The 16,083-nt window shown below is 72.1% G+C and carries 13 protein-coding genes; 6 read left to right on the top strand and 7 right to left on the bottom strand.

What is annotated here, in order from left to right; genetic code table 11:
* The 6 genes from KDK95_RS38400 to KDK95_RS30160 form a co-directional block, all read right to left on the bottom strand.
* Window positions 1-134, bottom strand: a 134-nt coding sequence (locus KDK95_RS38400) for an acyl-CoA carboxylase subunit epsilon (protein ID WP_212521735.1), incomplete at its 3' end; no start/stop codon positions are given.
* Window positions 131-1,726 (bottom strand): acyl-CoA carboxylase subunit beta, encoded by a 1,596-nt coding sequence (locus tag KDK95_RS30140; RefSeq protein ID WP_372463407.1) that lies wholly within the window; start codon window positions 1,724-1,726, stop codon window positions 131-133. The genes KDK95_RS38400 and KDK95_RS30140, both read right to left, overlap by 4 nt.
* A 2-nt stretch (window positions 1,727-1,728) precedes the next feature.
* A complete protein-coding gene (locus tag KDK95_RS30145) occupies window positions 1,729-2,733 on the bottom strand; it encodes a beta-ketoacyl-ACP synthase 3 (protein WP_249162130.1) in 1,005 nt (334 codons plus the stop codon).
* Window positions 2,730-4,520 (bottom strand): fatty acyl-AMP ligase, encoded by a 1,791-nt coding sequence (locus KDK95_RS30150; protein WP_212521725.1) that lies wholly within the window; start codon window positions 4,518-4,520, stop codon window positions 2,730-2,732. The genes KDK95_RS30145 and KDK95_RS30150 overlap by 4 nt, the downstream gene beginning before the upstream one ends.
* Window positions 4,521-4,609: 89 nt before the next feature.
* Window positions 4,610-5,377 (bottom strand): SDR family oxidoreductase, encoded by a 768-nt coding sequence (locus tag KDK95_RS30155; RefSeq protein WP_212521726.1) that lies wholly within the window; start codon window positions 5,375-5,377, stop codon window positions 4,610-4,612.
* Entirely contained in the window at window positions 5,374-6,912 is a 1,539-nt protein-coding gene (locus KDK95_RS30160; RefSeq protein WP_212521727.1) for a carboxylesterase family protein, read from the bottom strand. The genes KDK95_RS30155 and KDK95_RS30160 overlap by 4 nt, the downstream gene beginning before the upstream one ends.
* A 212-nt stretch (window positions 6,913-7,124) precedes the next feature.
* Here KDK95_RS30160 and KDK95_RS30165 point away from each other — a divergent pair, with 212 nt between their 5' ends.
* Genes KDK95_RS30165 through KDK95_RS30180 form a run of 4 tightly spaced genes read left to right on the top strand, consistent with a single transcriptional unit; the run spans window position 7,125 to window position 12,667 of the window.
* Window positions 7,125-8,024 carry an arylamine N-acetyltransferase family protein gene (locus KDK95_RS30165; RefSeq protein ID WP_212521728.1) on the top strand — a complete coding sequence of 300 codons (900 nt, stop codon included), beginning with the start codon at window positions 7,125-7,127 and terminating at the stop codon, window positions 8,022-8,024.
* A gap of 18 nt (window positions 8,025-8,042) precedes the next feature.
* A complete protein-coding gene (locus KDK95_RS30170) occupies window positions 8,043-9,653 on the top strand; it encodes a class I adenylate-forming enzyme family protein (RefSeq protein WP_212521729.1) in 1,611 nt (536 codons plus the stop codon).
* A 6-nt stretch (window positions 9,654-9,659) separates the two neighbouring features.
* Window positions 9,660-12,104 carry an FAD-dependent oxidoreductase gene (locus KDK95_RS37945; protein WP_212521730.1) on the top strand — a complete coding sequence of 815 codons (2,445 nt, stop codon included), beginning with the start codon at window positions 9,660-9,662 and terminating at the stop codon, window positions 12,102-12,104.
* Window positions 12,101-12,667 carry a flavodoxin family protein gene (locus KDK95_RS30180; RefSeq protein WP_212521731.1) on the top strand — a complete coding sequence of 189 codons (567 nt, stop codon included), beginning with the start codon at window positions 12,101-12,103 and terminating at the stop codon, window positions 12,665-12,667. Before KDK95_RS37945 ends, KDK95_RS30180 begins: the two co-directional genes overlap by 4 nt.
* Window positions 12,668-12,674: 7 nt before the next feature.
* Here KDK95_RS30180 and KDK95_RS30185 read toward each other — a convergent pair whose 3' ends face one another.
* The gene (locus KDK95_RS30185) at window positions 12,675-13,223 is read right to left on the bottom strand and encodes a MarR family winged helix-turn-helix transcriptional regulator (protein ID WP_212521732.1); all 549 of its coding nucleotides are present in this window, start codon (window positions 13,221-13,223) and stop codon (window positions 12,675-12,677) included.
* A 107-nt stretch (window positions 13,224-13,330) separates the two neighbouring features.
* Here KDK95_RS30185 and KDK95_RS30190 point away from each other — a divergent pair, with 107 nt between their 5' ends.
* On the top strand, window positions 13,331-15,037 hold the full coding sequence (locus KDK95_RS30190; protein WP_212521733.1) for an MFS transporter: 1,707 nt from the start codon (window positions 13,331-13,333) through the stop codon (window positions 15,035-15,037).
* A gap of 32 nt (window positions 15,038-15,069) precedes the next feature.
* On the top strand, window positions 15,070-15,525 hold the full coding sequence (gene mce, locus KDK95_RS30195; protein WP_212521734.1) for a methylmalonyl-CoA epimerase: 456 nt from the start codon (window positions 15,070-15,072) through the stop codon (window positions 15,523-15,525).
* Window positions 15,526-16,083 lie beyond the last annotated feature (558 nt).

Consider the following 16,083-nt stretch of genomic DNA (forward strand, 5'->3'; position numbering starts at 1 on the left):
GGCGCGGGGCGGGGGCACGCGGCGTTCTGCCCGGCGGCGGCGAAGGAGGCGAGCAGCGCGGTGACGGCGGCGTGCATCTCCTCGTCGGTCGGATTGCCGCGCACCTCGAAGCCATCCAGTGTTCGTATACTCATAGCGGTATGTTCCCGTGCTTTCTAGGGAGTCGGACCGCGCGCTTGTCGCGCAGCGCGGCGAAGGCGGCGGCCACCCGGAGCCTGGTCTCGTGCGGCAGGATCACCTCGTCCACGTAGCCGCGCTCGGCCGCCAGGTACGGGGTGCACATGGCCTCCTCGTAGTCGGCGACCAGCCGGGCGCGCTCCGCCTCGGGGTCGGCCGCCGCCGCCAGTTCCCGGCGATGCAGCACGCTGACCGCGCCCGCGCCGCCCATCACGGCGATCTCGGCGGTGGGCCAGGCGAGGTTGACGTCCACGCCGAGGTGCTTGGAGCCCATGACGCCGTAGCCGCCGCCGTAGGCCTTGCGGGTGATCACCGTGACCATCGGCACGGTCGCCTCGCAGTACGCGTACAGCAGCTTCGCGCCGCGCCGGATGATGCCGCCGCGCTCCTGGTCCACGGAGGTCAGGAAGCCGGGCACGTCCACGAACGTCAGGATCGGGACGTGGAAGGTGTCGCACATCCGGATGAAGCGCGCCGCCTTCTCCGCGCCGTCGTAGTCCATGACCCCGGCCAGGTGCATCGGCTGGTTGGCCACGACGCCGACGCTGCGGCCGTCGATCCGGGCGAGGCCGCAGACCACGTTGCCCGCGAAGCCGCCGTGCACCTCGATCAGCTCGCCGTCGTCCACGACCGCGCGGATGGCGCGCAGCATGTCGTAGGGCTGCGTGGCCCGGTCCGGGATCAGGTCGTCGAGCTCGAGGTCCTCCGCGGTCGGCTCGGGCCGGCGGTCGAACTCGTACTCGGGCGGGTCGGCCATGTTGTTCGAGGGCAGGTGGCCCAGGAACAGCCGCACGTACTCGAAGGCTTCGGCCTCGTCGGCGGCCAGGTGGTGCGCGCAGCCGCTGACGGTGCTGTGGCTGTGCGCGCCGCCGAGCTCCTGGGTGCTGACCGTCTGGCCGGTGACCGCGCGCAGCACGTCGGGGCCGGTGACGAACATGTGCGAGATCTGATCCACCATGACCACGAGGTCCGTCATCGCCGGCGCGTAGACCGCGCCGCCCGCGCAGGGCCCGACCATGATCGAGATCTGCGGGATGACCCCGGAGGCGTCGACCTCGCGGCGGACCAGCTCCGCGTAGTAGGCGAGCGAGACCACGCCCTCGTGGATCCGCGCGCCGCCGGAGTCGTTGATACCGATCACCGGGCAGCCGGTGCGGGTGGCGAAGTCCATCAGCTTGAGCACCTTCTCGCCGAAGGCCTCGCCGAGGCTGCCGCCGAGCACGGTGAAATCCTGCGAGAACACGCACACCCGGCGGCCGTCGACCGTGCCGTAGCCGGTGATCACGCCGTCGCCGAACGGCCGGCTGCGCTCGATGCCGTAGCTGTGGCTGCGGTGCCGCACCAGGGCGTCGAGTTCGACGAAGGAGCCGGGGTCGAGCAGCATGCCGATCCGCTCCAGCGCGGTCGCCTTGCCCTTGGCGTGCTGCTTCTCGACGGCCTCGCCAGAGCGCTGCCCGGCCAGCTCGGCGCGCCGCCGGCGCAGCTCGGCGGCCCGGCGCGCGGTCCGCCCGGTCTCCAGATCGGCCCGCTGTTCGGTGGTCACGGTCACGGTCACGGCAGCTCGACCACCTGTGCCGCGTACACCAGGCCCGCGCCGAATCCGACCATCAGGGCCTTGCTTCCGCTCGGCAGGTCGCCGCGGTTGACCAGATCCTCGAGGGCGAGCGGCACGGAGGCGGCGGACGTGTTGCCGAAGCCGGTCACCTCGCGCGCCACGATCACGGTGTCCGGCAGGCCCATCGCCTTCACGACCGCGTCGATGATCCGGCCGTTGGCCTGGTGCGGGATGAACGCCGCGATGTCCTCGGCGCCGACCCCGGCCGCCTGCATCGCCTCGCGGCTGGCCTTCGGCGCGATCTGCATCGCCCAGCGGAAGACCTCGGTGCCGTCCATGCGCAGGGTGGGGAACGGCAGGTCGCGGTCGTCGCGCAGCTCGGCCCAGGTGTGGTTGTGCTGGATCAGCCGGGCGCCGTCGCCGTCCGAGCCCCAGACGACCGGGCCCACCCCGGGCCGCCGCGCCGGGCCGAGGAGCACCGCGCCGGCGCCGTCGCCGAACAGGAACGCCGTGCCCCGGTCGGCCGGGTCCACGATGTCGGTCATCTTCTCCGAGCCGACCACGACCACGTGCCGGGCGTTGCCCGAGCGGATCAGCGAGTCGGCCAGGGCCAGCGCGTAGCAGAATCCGGCGCACGCGGCGCCGACGTCCATCGCGGCGGCCCCGCCCGCACCGAGTGCCGAGGCGACCCGGGGGGCGGCGGCCGGGCACTGCTCGAGGTCGGAGACCGTCGCGACGAGCACCGTGTCGACGAGCTCGGCGGCGAGCCCGGCGCGCTCCAGCGCCTTCGCCGCGGCGGCCGCGCCCATGCTGATCACCGACTCGCCGGGGCCGGCGAAGCGGCGCGCCTCGATGCCGCTGCGGCGCCGGATCCAGTCGTCGGAGGAGTCGATGTACCGGCAGATCTCGTCGTTGTCCACGACCCGCGCGGGCCGGTAGGCGCCGACCCCGAGGATCCGGGACCCGGCCGAGGTCGGCGGGGTGCGCAGCATCGCGTTCATGAGTCCGTCCCGTCGGTCGCGATCGGCGCGAGCGCGCCCTCCAGGTAGAGCTGGCGGCAGCGGCGGCGCTGCACCTTGCCGCTGGAGGTCTTCGGCAGCGAGCCGCGCCGGACGAGGACGACGTCGTCCACGTGCAGCCGCTGCGACTCGTAGACCGCGGCGCGGATCCGCTCGCGCAGCGCCTCGGCGCCGTACCCGGCGAAGGTCCGCACGCCGGCCTCGACGACGACCACCAGCAGCTCCGCGGTCCCGTCGTCGACCGAGAAGGCGGCCGAGCAGTTCACGCCGAGCCTGCTCTCGGCCGACTCGACCGCGGTCTCGATGTCCTGCGGGTAGAAGTTGCGGCCCTTGCGGATGATCAGATCCTTGATGCGGCCGGTGACGAAGAGCTCGCCGTCGTACTCGAAGCCGAGGTCGCCGGTGCGCAGGTAGGTCGGCGCGCCGGGCCCCTGCCGGTCGCCGGTCCGGGCGCGGAAGGTCTCGTCGCTCTCCTTCTCGCGGCCGAGGTAGCCCGCGGCCACGCACGGCCCGCTGATCCAGATCTCGCCGATGCCGCCCTCGGGCACCGGGAGCAGGCTCTCCGGCTCGACGATCCGCAGCCTCGTGCCCTCCACCGGGACGCCGCTGCCGACCAGGGCGAGCGCGGCGGGATCCTCCTCGGACAGGTGCACGACGCGGCCCTCGCGCAGCTTGTCGGGGTCGACCCAGAGCACCAGCGGCTTCCGGTCGGTGGGGCTGCCGCTGGCCTTGAGCGTGTTCTCGGCCAGGCCGTAGCCCGGGCACATCGTCTCGGGGCGGAATCCGACCGGCGCGTAGGCGGCGGTGAAGTCCTCGACGACCCGCCAGCGCACCGGCTCCGCGCCGTTGCCCGCGACCCGCCAGGCGCTCAGGTCCAGCTCGCCCGGCACGCCGATCTCGGCGGCCTCGCGCACGCACAGCTCGTAGGCGAAGCTCGGCCCGGCCGTGTGCGTGCCGCGGAACCTGGACATCGCCTCCGGCCAGCGGCCCGGGCGGCGCACGAAGGCGGCCGGGGCCATCAGGTAGGACGGCGCGCCGGCCCACAGCGGCGCGATGATGCCGAAGAGCATGCCCATGTCGTGGAAGTGCGGGAGCCAGGACACGAACACCGCGCCGTCCCCGCACGGCCAGAGCGCGTCGGTCTCCTCGGCGTTGGCGATGAAATTGGCGTGGGTGATCATCACGCCCTTGGGGTCGCCGGTGGAGCCCGAGGTGTACTGCAGCAGCGCGAGGTCGTCCGGGCCGGGTTCGGCGCCCTCGTCGGACACGGCGGCCGACGGAGCGTCCGTGGCGATCAGCGTCAGGCCCTCGAGATGCGGGGAGCCGGCGAACTTCGCGCGCAGCCGCTCCAGGGTCTCGGAGTCGGTGAGGATCGCGCTCGCCCCGGCGTCGTCGGCGATGCCGCGCAGCCGCCGGTAGCCGCTCTCCCGCGACGGCACCTGGACCGGCGCGCCGGTCACCCCGGCGTACATGCAGCCCATCAGGGCTTTCACGAACTCGAGGCCGGCCGGGTAGAGCATCACGGCGTTGCGCCCGCGCAGCCCGGCCGCGCACAGCATCTCGGCGCGCTCGGCGGCCTCCCGGTGCAGCTGCGCGTAGGTCAGCTGCTCGCCGGGCTCCTCGCCGTCGGTGAGGAAGACGAACGCGGTGCGCTCCGGGTGGGTGGCGGCGCGGCGGCGCAGGATCTCGGGCACGGTCGCGGCCCCGGTGCCGGCCGCCCGCGGGATCGCCGGGACTGACGGGGGCGCCGCGGTCTGTGGCGTGGTCATCGTGCTCGCCTTTCTGCTGGGAGCTGAGGCTGGGCTGGGCGTGGCTGGGCTTGGCGTGGCTGGGCTGGGCGTGGCTGGGCTGGGCGTGGCTAGGCGATCGCGCCGAGGGCGGCGCCGCCGTCGACCCCGATGGTCTGGAGGTTGATATACGAACCCTTGGATGAGAGCAGGAAGCACACCAGTTCGGCGATGTCGGTGGGATGCGCGGTGCGGCCGAGCGGGATGCCGAGCCGGAAACTTCCGGGCCGGCCGAGCAGCGTGCCGGCCGGCGCGGCGCCGGGCACGCCGGCCGCCACGGTGTCGAGCGAGCCGGGGGCGACGACGTTGCAGCGCACGCCGTACCCGGCCACCTCGAGCCCGAGGCTGCGGGTGAACATCGCGGCCGCGGCGGTCGCGGCGCAGCAGGCCGCCATGCCCGCGCGGGGCAGGGCGGCGGCGCCCGCCGTCACCGTGACCACCGAGCCGCGGCGGCGGCGCACCATCCGGCCGGTCACCGCCTGGGAGAGCAGGAATACGCTGGTCGCGCCGACCTCGAAGGTCTCCATCCAGTCCTCGTGGCGGTACTCGGCGACGTCCCCGGGCCGCTGCGCGCAGGAGGCGTTGACCAGGAAGTCGATCTCGCCGAGCTCGTCCTCGATCTTCGCCACCACGGACTGCACGGGTCCAGGCCGGCCGATGTCCGCCGGGAACGCCCGCACGGTCACCTCGTCGGCCGTCAGCTTCTCGGCCTTCTCGCGCAGCCGGGTCTCGTGCCGGTCCACCGCCGCGATGGCGATGCCGAGCCGGCCGAGGCCGCGGGCGATCTCGGTGCCCACCGCTCCGGCGACGCCGGTGACGAGCGCGACCTGCTGGGTCATGGGACTTCCCTCCAGAAATCGAGCTGACGAAGCTTCGGGACGCCGTCGACGCGGGCGACGGCCGGACCGCCGAGAATCAGAGTGCTGGGACGGCTGGCGGAGAACTCCGGCCACTGCGGCGCACCGACGGCCCGCGGCACCCCGTCGCGGGCGAACGAGGCGACGTACGCCATGAACAGCGTCGAGACCCGCCGCTCGGCCGGTCTGTCGCCGAACTGCGCGACGTTCATCGGGTGGCTGTACGTGCCGAAGAGGAACTTCGAAGTCGCGTCGTGCGGCGTGCCGTAGTGCGGGGCGCGGACCGGGTGTGCGAACTGCATGACGTACCCGGGCGTCGTGCCGAGCCGTGCGTGCCGTTCGGCGAGCCGGACGATCCGGTTCCGGAAGAGCGCGTCGCCCCACACCTCGGTCCACAGCGTGCGCGGATCCGAGGGCAGGCCCTCGTCCTCGGCCGCCGCGCGGTAGGCGCGCACGCACTTCTCGGCGAGGCCCGCTGGAACGTCCGCCGACAGCTTGCCGAGCACGCCTCGTACCGCTCGCACCAGCTGCGCCTCACCGACCGGGACCGGGGGTGCGGGCGGGAAAGAGGGCGAGAGCGGGTCGGTGAAGAACGAGCCCTCGGTGCTGTTGTGGATGCTCATCACCGGAATCGAGGGCGTGGGCGCGACGTGCGCGAACTCCGGCATCGTCACGCCGTCGCGGATCGGCCCGCGGTACTCGCGCCCACTGAGCACCCGCCGCGAACCCGGATCCCCGGCGAAGGCTGCCAACCAGGCTGTGTGGAAGGCCGCGTACGGAACATCGCGCAGTCCTGCGACGCTCGTCCCGAGCTCGGCCGCGATCGACTCGTAGACACGCCGCGAGTCCTCGGGCGTGAGCGAGGTGGCGGGCGGTGCCGCGTGCGCCGCGCTGATCGAGATCAGCCTTCGGATGCCCATCTCCTCGGCGCGGAGAGCGAGCAGCCAGGCGGTGCCGCCGCCCGCGGACGTGCCGCAGAGCGTGATGTTGCCGGGGTCGCCGCCGAAAGCCGCGATGTTCTCCGCGACCCACCTGATCGCCGCCGCCTGGTCCTGAAGGCCCCAGTTCGCGCACAGCCCGGTCTCCGGGTCGGCGAGGTCTTCGTGCAGGCCCCAGCCGAATCCGGACAGCCGGTAGTTGAAGTTCACCACGACCAGGCCGCCGGCGGCCGCGAGGTGCGCGCCGTCGAAGGTGGGCACGCTGCCCGCGCCGACCTGCCAGCCGCCGCCGTGGATGTAGAGGAGCACCGGCAGCGACGCCACGGTGTCCGGCGTCCAGACGTTGGCGTAGAGGGCGTCCTCGGCAGAGTCGGGGTCCGCCGACTGCACGAACGCGCGGGAGAACTCCGTCGCCGACCGCCGCCGCCACGGCTCGGCCGGCCGCGGCGAGCTGAATCGCAGTGCTCTGGCATAGGGCACGCCGCGGAAGACCGCCACGTCGCCCTCGCGCGCTCCGATGAGCTCGCCCTGCTCGACGCGGGCGGCCACGACCTGCGCGGTGTCCACGGATCCGGTCATCTCGTCCCTCCCTTCGCTGCGATTCTGCGAAGGGCGGCCGCCGCGGGCCAAGATCCGGCGGCGCACTCTGTCAGGTGCCTGCGAGTCCGTCAGGTCGCGGCGCGCCCGGGACCTGACGGAGTGTCGCAGGGCCCGTTGACCGGCGGCGGAACGCGATGCGAGCTTGGCCAGCGGCCCGATCCGCCGCCGATTCGTGGGGAGCGCACCCGGTCATGACCGTTCAGGAAACGCGAGAACATCCAGCCGTCGACGTGGCACCCGACTGGGGCGCCGACGCGCTCGACCTCGACGCCTACCTCGCCAGGATCGGCTACTCAGGGCCGATCGCCCCGACCTCGGAGGCGCTGCGCGCGCTGCACCGGGCGCACGTGCACGCGATCGCGTTCGAGAACGTGGACGTGGCGCTCGGTCGGGAGATCCCGCTCGACACGGAGTCGCTGCAGGACAAGCTCGTGCGCGGCGGGCGCGGCGGCTACTGCTTCGAGCACAACATCCTGTTCGCCGCCGTCCTGGAGCGCTTCGGCTTCCGCGTCGAGCGGCACCTCGCCCGGGTACGGCGCGGCGGCACGGCCGTGCGCTTCCGGGCGCACGCGTTCCTGCGGGCCGCCGGAAGCGACTCGGTCCGCTGGCTCGTGGACGTCGGCTTCGGCGACGAGGGTCCGCTCGAGCCGATCCCGTGCGAGCCGGACGCGGTGCTGGAGACCGGCGGCTGGGTGTGGCGGCTGCGCGCGGCCGGCGAGCAGTGGGTGCTCCAGTCGCTGCACCACGACGGCTGGTTCGACCTCTACGCGTGGCGGTTCGAGACGCACTTCCGGCCCGACTTCGAGGTCTCCAACCACTTCACCGCGACCCACCCGCGCTCCACCTTCGTCGGCCGGCTGATCGCGATGCAGAGCCGCCCGTACGTGCGCCACACGCTCGTCGACCGCGAGCTGACCACCCGGCGCGCCGACGGCTCCGAGGAGCGCGCCGAACTCGGCGACGCGACCCTGCTGCGCACACTGCGCGACGTATTCGGCATCCGGCTCACCGCCCACGACGCCGACCTGCTACTCGACCGTCTACCGGTCCCCCGGACCGCGCCGAACCCCGACCGCTCCGACCGCTCCTAGGGCCTCGAGGAGGCACCGATGTTCCATCTCCCCCTCGGCAGGCGCGGGCTGCACCTCGGCCTGCTGCCGTCCGCGTGCGCGCGCAACCACCCCGACACGCCGCTCTGGCTGGACCACGACATGGACGCCTGCCCCGAGGCCGGGCGCGAGCTGACCACCGCCGGGCTGGCCGCGCTCGTCGAGGACTTCGCGGGCCGGCTGTGGGCGGCCGGAGTCCGGCCCGGCACCCACGTGGCGATCTACAAGCGGCACAACTTCGACATCTACCTGCTCGCCGTCGCCGCGGCCCGGATCGGCGCCGTGCCCGCGATGCTCTCCCCCGCGCTGGCCGGCGAGACCGTCGCCGCGCTGCTCGGCCGGCTGCGCGGGCCGTACCTGCTCACCGACGCCGGCAAGCTGACCGGGGAACTCGCCGCCCAGGACGTGCACGGGCTGACCGCCGGGGTGCTCACGGCCGGCGACGGGCCGGCCGAGGACCCCGAGACCATCGGCCTCGCCGCACTCGCCGGCTCGCCGGCCCCCGCGTTCACCGCGCCGGACATCGACAGCGCAGCGCTGATGACCCACACCTCCGGCACGACCGGCATCCCCAAGCTGGTCGTGCACACGCCCCGCTCGCTCGCCGGACGGCTGCGCCCGCAGGCGATCCTGGCGAAGCTGATCCGCGATCAGGGTCCGTACGCGCTGCACGTCTCGTTCGTGCACTCGCGGATGTTCATGGCCATGGCGCTCGCGCTGCCCAAGGGCATGCCGACGATCGTGATGGCCGACGGCGAGCCGGAGCAGGTGGCCCAGCTGTTCGCGCGGCACCGCCCTGGCATCGTCGAGACGCACCCGAACTCGTACGTCGAGTGGGAGGCGCTGGCCGACCACCCGCTGCGTCCTCTACAGAACGTCAAGCTGTACAGCGGCACGTTCGACGCGATCCACCCGGGCACGATCGACAAGCTGCTCTCCGGCTCGAAGCGGGACAAGCCCCGGTTCTTCCAGATCTACGGCCAGAGCGAGTGCGGTCCGCTGACCGGCCGGTGGTACAGCCCGCGGAACGCGGCGGGCGCCGACGGCCGCTGCCTCGGCCACCCGATGCCCGGCCTGACGCACATCCGCATCGTGCCGCGCAACGGAAACCGCCCGAGCAAGAAGACGCCCGGCTTCATCGAGGCGAGCGCCGACGGTCGCGCCGTGGACTACTACGGCGAGGAGGCGCGCTACCGGGCCGAGGAGACCGGCCGCTGGTGGCGGACCGGCGACGTCGGCTTCCGCACCCGCCGCGGCTGCGTGCACGTGCTCGACCGCGCGGTGGACGTCATCGAGAACGTGGACAGCACGCTCGAGATCGAGGACGCCGTGCTCGGCCAGCTCCACGAGCTGATCGAGGTGGTGGTCATCCCCGGCCCGCGCCAGGAGCCGCTGCCGGTGGTGTGCACCAAGATGAACGAGCCGCTGGACCTCGACCGCTGGCGCCGCGCCGTGGCGAAATTCCCGCAGCTCGCCGACCCGGTGCAGATGCCGCTGGACGACCTGCCGCGCACCGCGACGATGAAGGTGCAGCGGATCGAGCTCGCCCGCCGACTGCGCGAGCGCTACGAGGCCACCGGTTCGCTGGTCGGCGTCGGCGGAGCCGAGTAACCGGCCGTGGACGACATCACCGCGACCTCCGCCAGCGACGCCCTCGGCGCCAGCCGACCCAACCTCGACGCGCCCGACATAGTAGTGAGCAGCGCGGACTCAGGTGACCACCCTGTTGGCTCAAGCCAATCAGACCTCGACGTGCCCGACATTGGGCCGAGCAGCGCGAAGTCCGGCGACCGCTCCGTTGGCGCAGGCCGACCCGACCTCGACGTGCCCGCCATCACGCCGAGCGGCGCGAACTTCGCCAGCCACCCCACTGGCTCAAGCCAATCAGACCTCGACGTGCCCGACATTGCGCCGAGCAGCCCGGACTCCGGCGGCCACGCTGCTCACACTGCCCACCCCGACCTCGACGTGCTCGTCGTCGGGGCGAGCAGCGCGAACTCCACCGGCCACTCCGTTGCCGCCAGCCAGCCCGACCTGGACGGGCCCGAGATTGCGCCGGGCAGCGCGGACTCAGGCGGCCACCCCGTTGGCTCAGGCCGACCCGACCTCGACGTGCCCGCCATCACGCCGAGCGGCGCGAACTTCGCCAGCCACCCCACTGGCTCAGGCCGATCAGACCTCGACGTTCCCGACACTGCCCTGAGCAGTGCGGACTCCGGCGACCACGATGCCCACACTGTCCGCCCCGACCTCGACGTGCTCGTCGTCGGGGCGGGGCCGGTCGGCCTGTTCGCTGCGTGCGAACTGCTGCGCCGCGGCCTGCGCGTGCGCGTGATCGACCGGGAGCCGGAGCCGACGCGCGTGCCGCGGGCCCTGGCCCTGTGGCCGCGCGCCCTGGACATCCTCGCCGACCTCGGCATCGACGAGGAGCTGCAGCAGGCCTCGATCCCGATCACCGGCGCCGAATACCACTCCGGCGGCGACCCGCTCGCCGTGTTCCTCGCCCCGGAACCGCTCCAGCCTCGCCACCTGCCGCAGTACGAGACCGAGCGGCTGCTGACCGAGCGGCTGCATCGACTCGGCGGCAAGGTCGAGCGCGGAGTGCGGCTGCTCGGCTTCGACGACCTCGACGGCGCGGGCCGGATCGAGGCGACCGATCGGCTCACCTCGATCCTGGAACACTCCGGCGGCACGGTCGAGCGGCAGGCCGCTTCGTTCGTGATCGGCGCGGACGGCGCGTCGAGCACCGTGCGCGGGCTGATCGGCGCCGGATTCCAGGGCAGCACATACGAGCTCGCATTCGCACTCGTCGATGCGCGGGTCTCCGAGCAAGTCCCGAACACGCTGCCGCGCAACCGGCTGCTCTACTATCAGCGGCCGACCGGCAGCCTGATGATCGCTCCCCTGCCCGACGAGGTCTTCCGCATCCTGGCGGTGCTTCCTCGTCGCGACCGCGAGGAGATCGATGTCGCGTTCATGCAGCGGGTCCTCGACGAACGCGGTCCCGGCGGCGTGACGATCACCGAGCCGGTCTGGCGGACGGTCTACCGCGTGCACGCGCGACAGGCATCCGAGTACCAGCGCGGCCGCGCGTTCCTGGTCGGCGACGCGGCGCACGTGCACAGCCCGGCCGGCGGCCAGGGCATGAACAACGGCATCCAGGATGCGTACAACCTGGCCTGGAAACTCGCGGCGGTCCTGCACGGCCAGTCCCCCGTCTCGCTGCTGGCCGACTACACGGCCGAACGGGTCGAGGCGACGAACCGGATCATCGCCGACACCGACCGGCAGACACGCGCGTGGATGGCGAACAGCAGGCCGCGCATCGCACTGCGCGACGCGGCTTTCCGACTGATGCAGCGCACCGGCTTCGTGCCGCGGTACGTGATCCCAGTGATGGCCGGCCGCCGCGTCACCTACCAGCCGACTCGGGCAACGCAGTCGCCCGCAGGCCGTCCCGCGTGCGCGCGCAACCGCCGCGTGCCGGGGCATCTCAAGGTCGGTATGGTCTTCCCGCGCGAGGCCGCCGTGGCACTCGGCATCCACGGCACGGCGCAGCAGCCGGCAGGCTGGACCGTAGTCGCCGTCGCCGGGGCTGTTGCCGGGGACGCCACCAGGGCTGTTGCCGGCGGTGCCATCAGGGCCGCTTCAAGGGCTGTCGCCGGGGACGCCGCCAGGGCTGTTCGCGGGGACGCTTCCGGGGCTGTTACCGGGGCCGCCGCCAGGGCTGTTCGCGGGGACGCTTCCGGGGCTGTTACCGGGGCCGCCGCCAGGGCTGTTGGCGGGGACGCTTCCGGGACTGTTGCCGGGGCCGCCGCCGGAGCCGCGTCGATGGCGTGGCTTGACCGAATCCGCCCGTTCGCCGGCGCACATCCGGCCGTGCGCACGGTGCCGATGAGCCGTCAAGACGCCCGCAGGCTGCTCGGCTGCGGCGTCGTCGGCTTCTACCTGATCCGTCCGGACGGGCACATCCAGGCGCACGGACACGAGAACGATCTCGCGCACCTGAGCGCAGAGCTCGAACTCGTCCTGCCCAGACTCCAGGAAGGGGACGACGCGTGACCGAGACTCCGTCCGTGGTGATCGCCTACCACTCAGGCTACGGACATACCGCGGTGCTCGCCGAGGCGGTGCGCGACGGCGCCGCCGAGGCGGGCTCGCAGGTCTCCGTGATCGAGGTGGACGGGATCACCGACGAGCAGTGGACGCTGCTGGACGCGGCCGACGCCGTCGTCTTCGGTGCTCCGACCTACATGGGGTCGGCGTCCGCCGCGTTCCACGCCTTCGCCGAGGCCACCTCGGCCCGCTGGCTGCGCCGGGATTGGTCGGGCAAACTCGCTGCCGGATTCACCATGTCCGGCGCGATGAGCGGGGACAAACTCCACACGCTGCAGTACTTCGCGATCCTGGCCGCCCAGCACGGGATGCACTGGCTCAACCTCGACCTGCCGCCCGGCTGGAACAGCTCCGGCGGCTCCGAGCATGACCTCAACCGGCTGGGCTTCTCACTGGGCGCCGCCGGGCAGACGCCGGTCGACCTCGGCCCGGACGCCGTGGCCAAGGCCGACGCGGAGACGGCCCGCCACCTCGGCCGCCGCGTGGCCGAACTGGCCGGCCGCCTCTGAGGCCAGCTCAGGAGTCCTGCATCCCGCCGACCGCGTGCTGCATGACTGACCGCACGCCCTCGAGGTAGTCGATGATCACGCCGAGCTCGGCGGGGCTGAACTTGGAGCAGAGCAGGTCGAGCTCGGCCAGCATCGGCCCGAACACCCCGTTGAAGGTCTCGATGTCCTTGCCGGTCAGCTCGACGAAGATCTTGCGCCGGTCGTTCGAGTCGCGCTCGCGGCGGACGTATCCGTCCCGCTCGAGGCGGTCGATCACCCCGGTGATCGCGCCGGTGGTCAGCCCGGTCAGCCGGGCCAGGTCGCCGGGGGTGCGCCGCGGCTCGCCCGGCATCCGCTGCAGGTGGGCGATGATCGCGACGTCGGTGGGGTGGATGCCGAGCGCGCGGGCGGTGGCCGTCTGCAGGGAGAGTAGGGCGAGCGCGAGCCCCTGGCCGGCCGTGGCCAGCCGCGGGATGCTCGCCAGCCACTCCGGGCTGCCCTGCGGCGTCCCGGCGGGCAGGTCAGGCAGGTCGGACTCGGTCTTCCGGCCTGTGGCGGCCTCCGGGGTGCTTGACATCGTGCACTCTTCCTCTTACTCTCCGAATGTCTTAGTCACTAAGAAAACTTCCGGCTAAGACTCTTTGTACGGACCATAGCATCCCGGCAACGTGAAGGAAAGGCGACATGACTTCGCCGAACGAAACGTCCGCGCCGACCGTGTCCGCGCCCGAGCAAACCGGGCCGGTGGACCCCAAGCGGTGGCTCGCCCTGACCGTCGTGCTGGTCGCGGCCTTCATGGACCTGCTCGACGTCACCATCGTCAACGTCGCGATCCCGAGCATCCAGCACGACCTGAACGCCGGGTACTCGGAGATCCAATGGGTCGCCGCGGGCTACTCGCTGGCCTTCGCGGCCGGCCTGATCACCGGCGGCCGGCTGGGCGACATCTACGGCCGCAAGCTGATCTTCGTGATCGGCATGGCCGGGTTCACCGTCGCCTCGGCGCTGTCCGGCCTGGCCACCAGTCCGGAGTTCCTGATCGGCGCGCGCATCTTCCAGGGTGCGATGGCCGCGCTGATGGTGCCGCAGATCCTGGCGATCATCCACGTCAGCTTCCCGAAGGAGGAGCGCGGCAAGGTCTTCGGCATGTACGGCGGCATCGCCGGCTCCGCGACCGTGTTCGGCCCGATCATCGGCGGGCTGCTGGTGCAGTACAACCTGTTCGGGTGGGAATGGCGGCCGATCTTCCTGGTGAACATCCCGGTCGGCGTCCTCGGCGTGATCGCGGCGCTCTTCTACATCCGCGAGTCCAAGTCGGAGAAGGCACTGCGGCTCGACCTCGTCGGCATGGCACTGGTCACGGTCGGCGTGCTGCTGCTGGTCTACCCGCTCACCGAGGGACGCGACCTGGGTTGGCCGGCCTGGACCTTCGCAATGATCGGCGGATCCGCGGTCGTGCTGGTGGCCTTCGTGTACTACAGCCGCTCGGTCGGCCGGCGCCTCGGCTCCCCGCTGCTGCCGCTCAGCCTGTTCAGTGCGCGCAGCTTCGCCAGCGGCTTCAACGTGAACCTGGTGTTCAACCTGGCAACCGGCAGCTTCTTCCTGATGTGGACGCTCTACATGCAGGACGGCCTTGGCTGGACCCCGCTGCACGCGGGCCTGACCGGCATCCCGTGGTCGCTCGGCCTGGCCATCGCGGCGGGCCTGTCGGTGCAGTACCTGGCGCCCGCGCTGGGCAAGTTCACGCTGATCATCGGGGGTGTCCTGCTGAGTCTCGGCGCGCTGCTGTTCATCGGGACCGTAGGCCGGTACAGCACGGGCATCCACTCCTGGGAGATGATTCCGGCGCTGTTCGTCATGGGCCTCGGCGTGGGCCTCGTCGTGGCGCCGCTGATGGACTTCGCGCTCACCGACGTGCCCAACGAGTCGGCGGGTTCGGCGTCCGGGGCGATCAACATGACGTGGCAGATGGGCATGACCGTCGGCATCGCGATCGTCGGTGTGATCTTCCTGTCCCCGATGGGCGCACAGGCCGGAAAAGCCGTCGACTCGCTCACTCCGCAGATTACCCAGCAGCTCACGGCCGCCGGCGTGCCCGAGCCGCTGAACGCCCCGATCATCGCCGCTTACAAGCAGTGCGCGCAGGATCGGGCCAGCGAGACCGACTCCAGCGTGACCCCGGCCAGCTGCAAGCAGGCGCCGCCGAGCGAGCTGCCCGCGGCCACGGCCACGAAGGTGGAGCAGATTCTGGAAGGCGAGGCGGCGACCGTCGACGCCAAGACGTTCTCCGATTCCTTCCAGATCGGTCTGGTCTACGTGATCGGCTTCGTCCTGCTGACCACCGCGATCATGTTCGCCCTGCCGAAGAAGGCCAAGCCGCAGGAGCTCTAGCCCGCGTCCGCGCGGCGAAGGGAGAACCGCTCATGCTCACCCGGATCGACCACATAGGCATCGCCTGCCGCGACCTCGAGACAACCGTGGACTTCTACCGCCGGACCTTCGGCTTCGAGGTCTGCCACGAAGAGGTCAACGAGGAGCAGGGCATCCACGAGGCGATGCTGCGGATCAACCGCACCGACGACGGCGAGTCCTCGTACCTGCAGCTGATGGAGCCGATACGGCCGGAAAGCGTGGTCGCCCGGTTCATCGAGAAGCGCGGCGAAGGCGTCCACCACATCGCCTTCGGCTCCGCCGACGTGGCCTCGGTCGTGGCCGACGCCGAAACCGCGGGTATCACCCCTCTCCTGGAGGGCCTGCGACGCGGCTCGATGGGCTCGCTCGTCACGTTCCTGCACCCGCGGGACTGCCACGGCGTGCTCACCGAACTAGTCCAGGCCGCACCAACCGCCCACGCCCCCACCTCCCCTCCCGAGGCGTAAGGGCGGAGCAACCCGGTAGGCGGGTCGGGGCGACCGACCCGCCTACCGGCACGCAGTCCGGCACGCTGCGAAACCAGGGCTCTACTTTGCCTACGTCTTACACCCAGCCGCACAGCCGCCGCCGCACAGCCGCTCACTGCTCGTTCGCCCGGCCGCCGCCGCACAGCCGCCGCACAGCCGCTGACTGCTCGTTCGCCCGGCCGCCGCCGCACGGCCGCTGGCTGCTCGATCGCTCGGACGCCGCCACACAGCCGCTCGGTCGGCCGGATGCCGCCACACAGCCGCTGACTGCTCGTTCGCCCGGCCGCCGCCGCACAGCCGCCGCACAGCCGCTGACTGCTCGTTTGCTCGGACGCCGCCGCACGGCCGCTGACTGCTCGATCGCTCGGACGTCGCCGCAAGGCGCTCGGTCGGCCGGCCGCTTGGCCGTTCGGAGCGCCTCCGATCTTCCGCCCTCCGAAAGTCGCGCCGGGTGGTCCTGTGGCGGACTTATTTTCGGGGATACAGGTCGGCAGGGTCCGGAGATGCCGATTCGGCTGCGGTTCCGTGTCGCAGCTT

The organism is Actinospica acidithermotolerans, from assembly GCF_018139625.1.
Classification (GTDB): domain Bacteria; phylum Actinomycetota; class Actinomycetes; order Streptomycetales; family Catenulisporaceae; genus Actinospica; species Actinospica acidithermotolerans.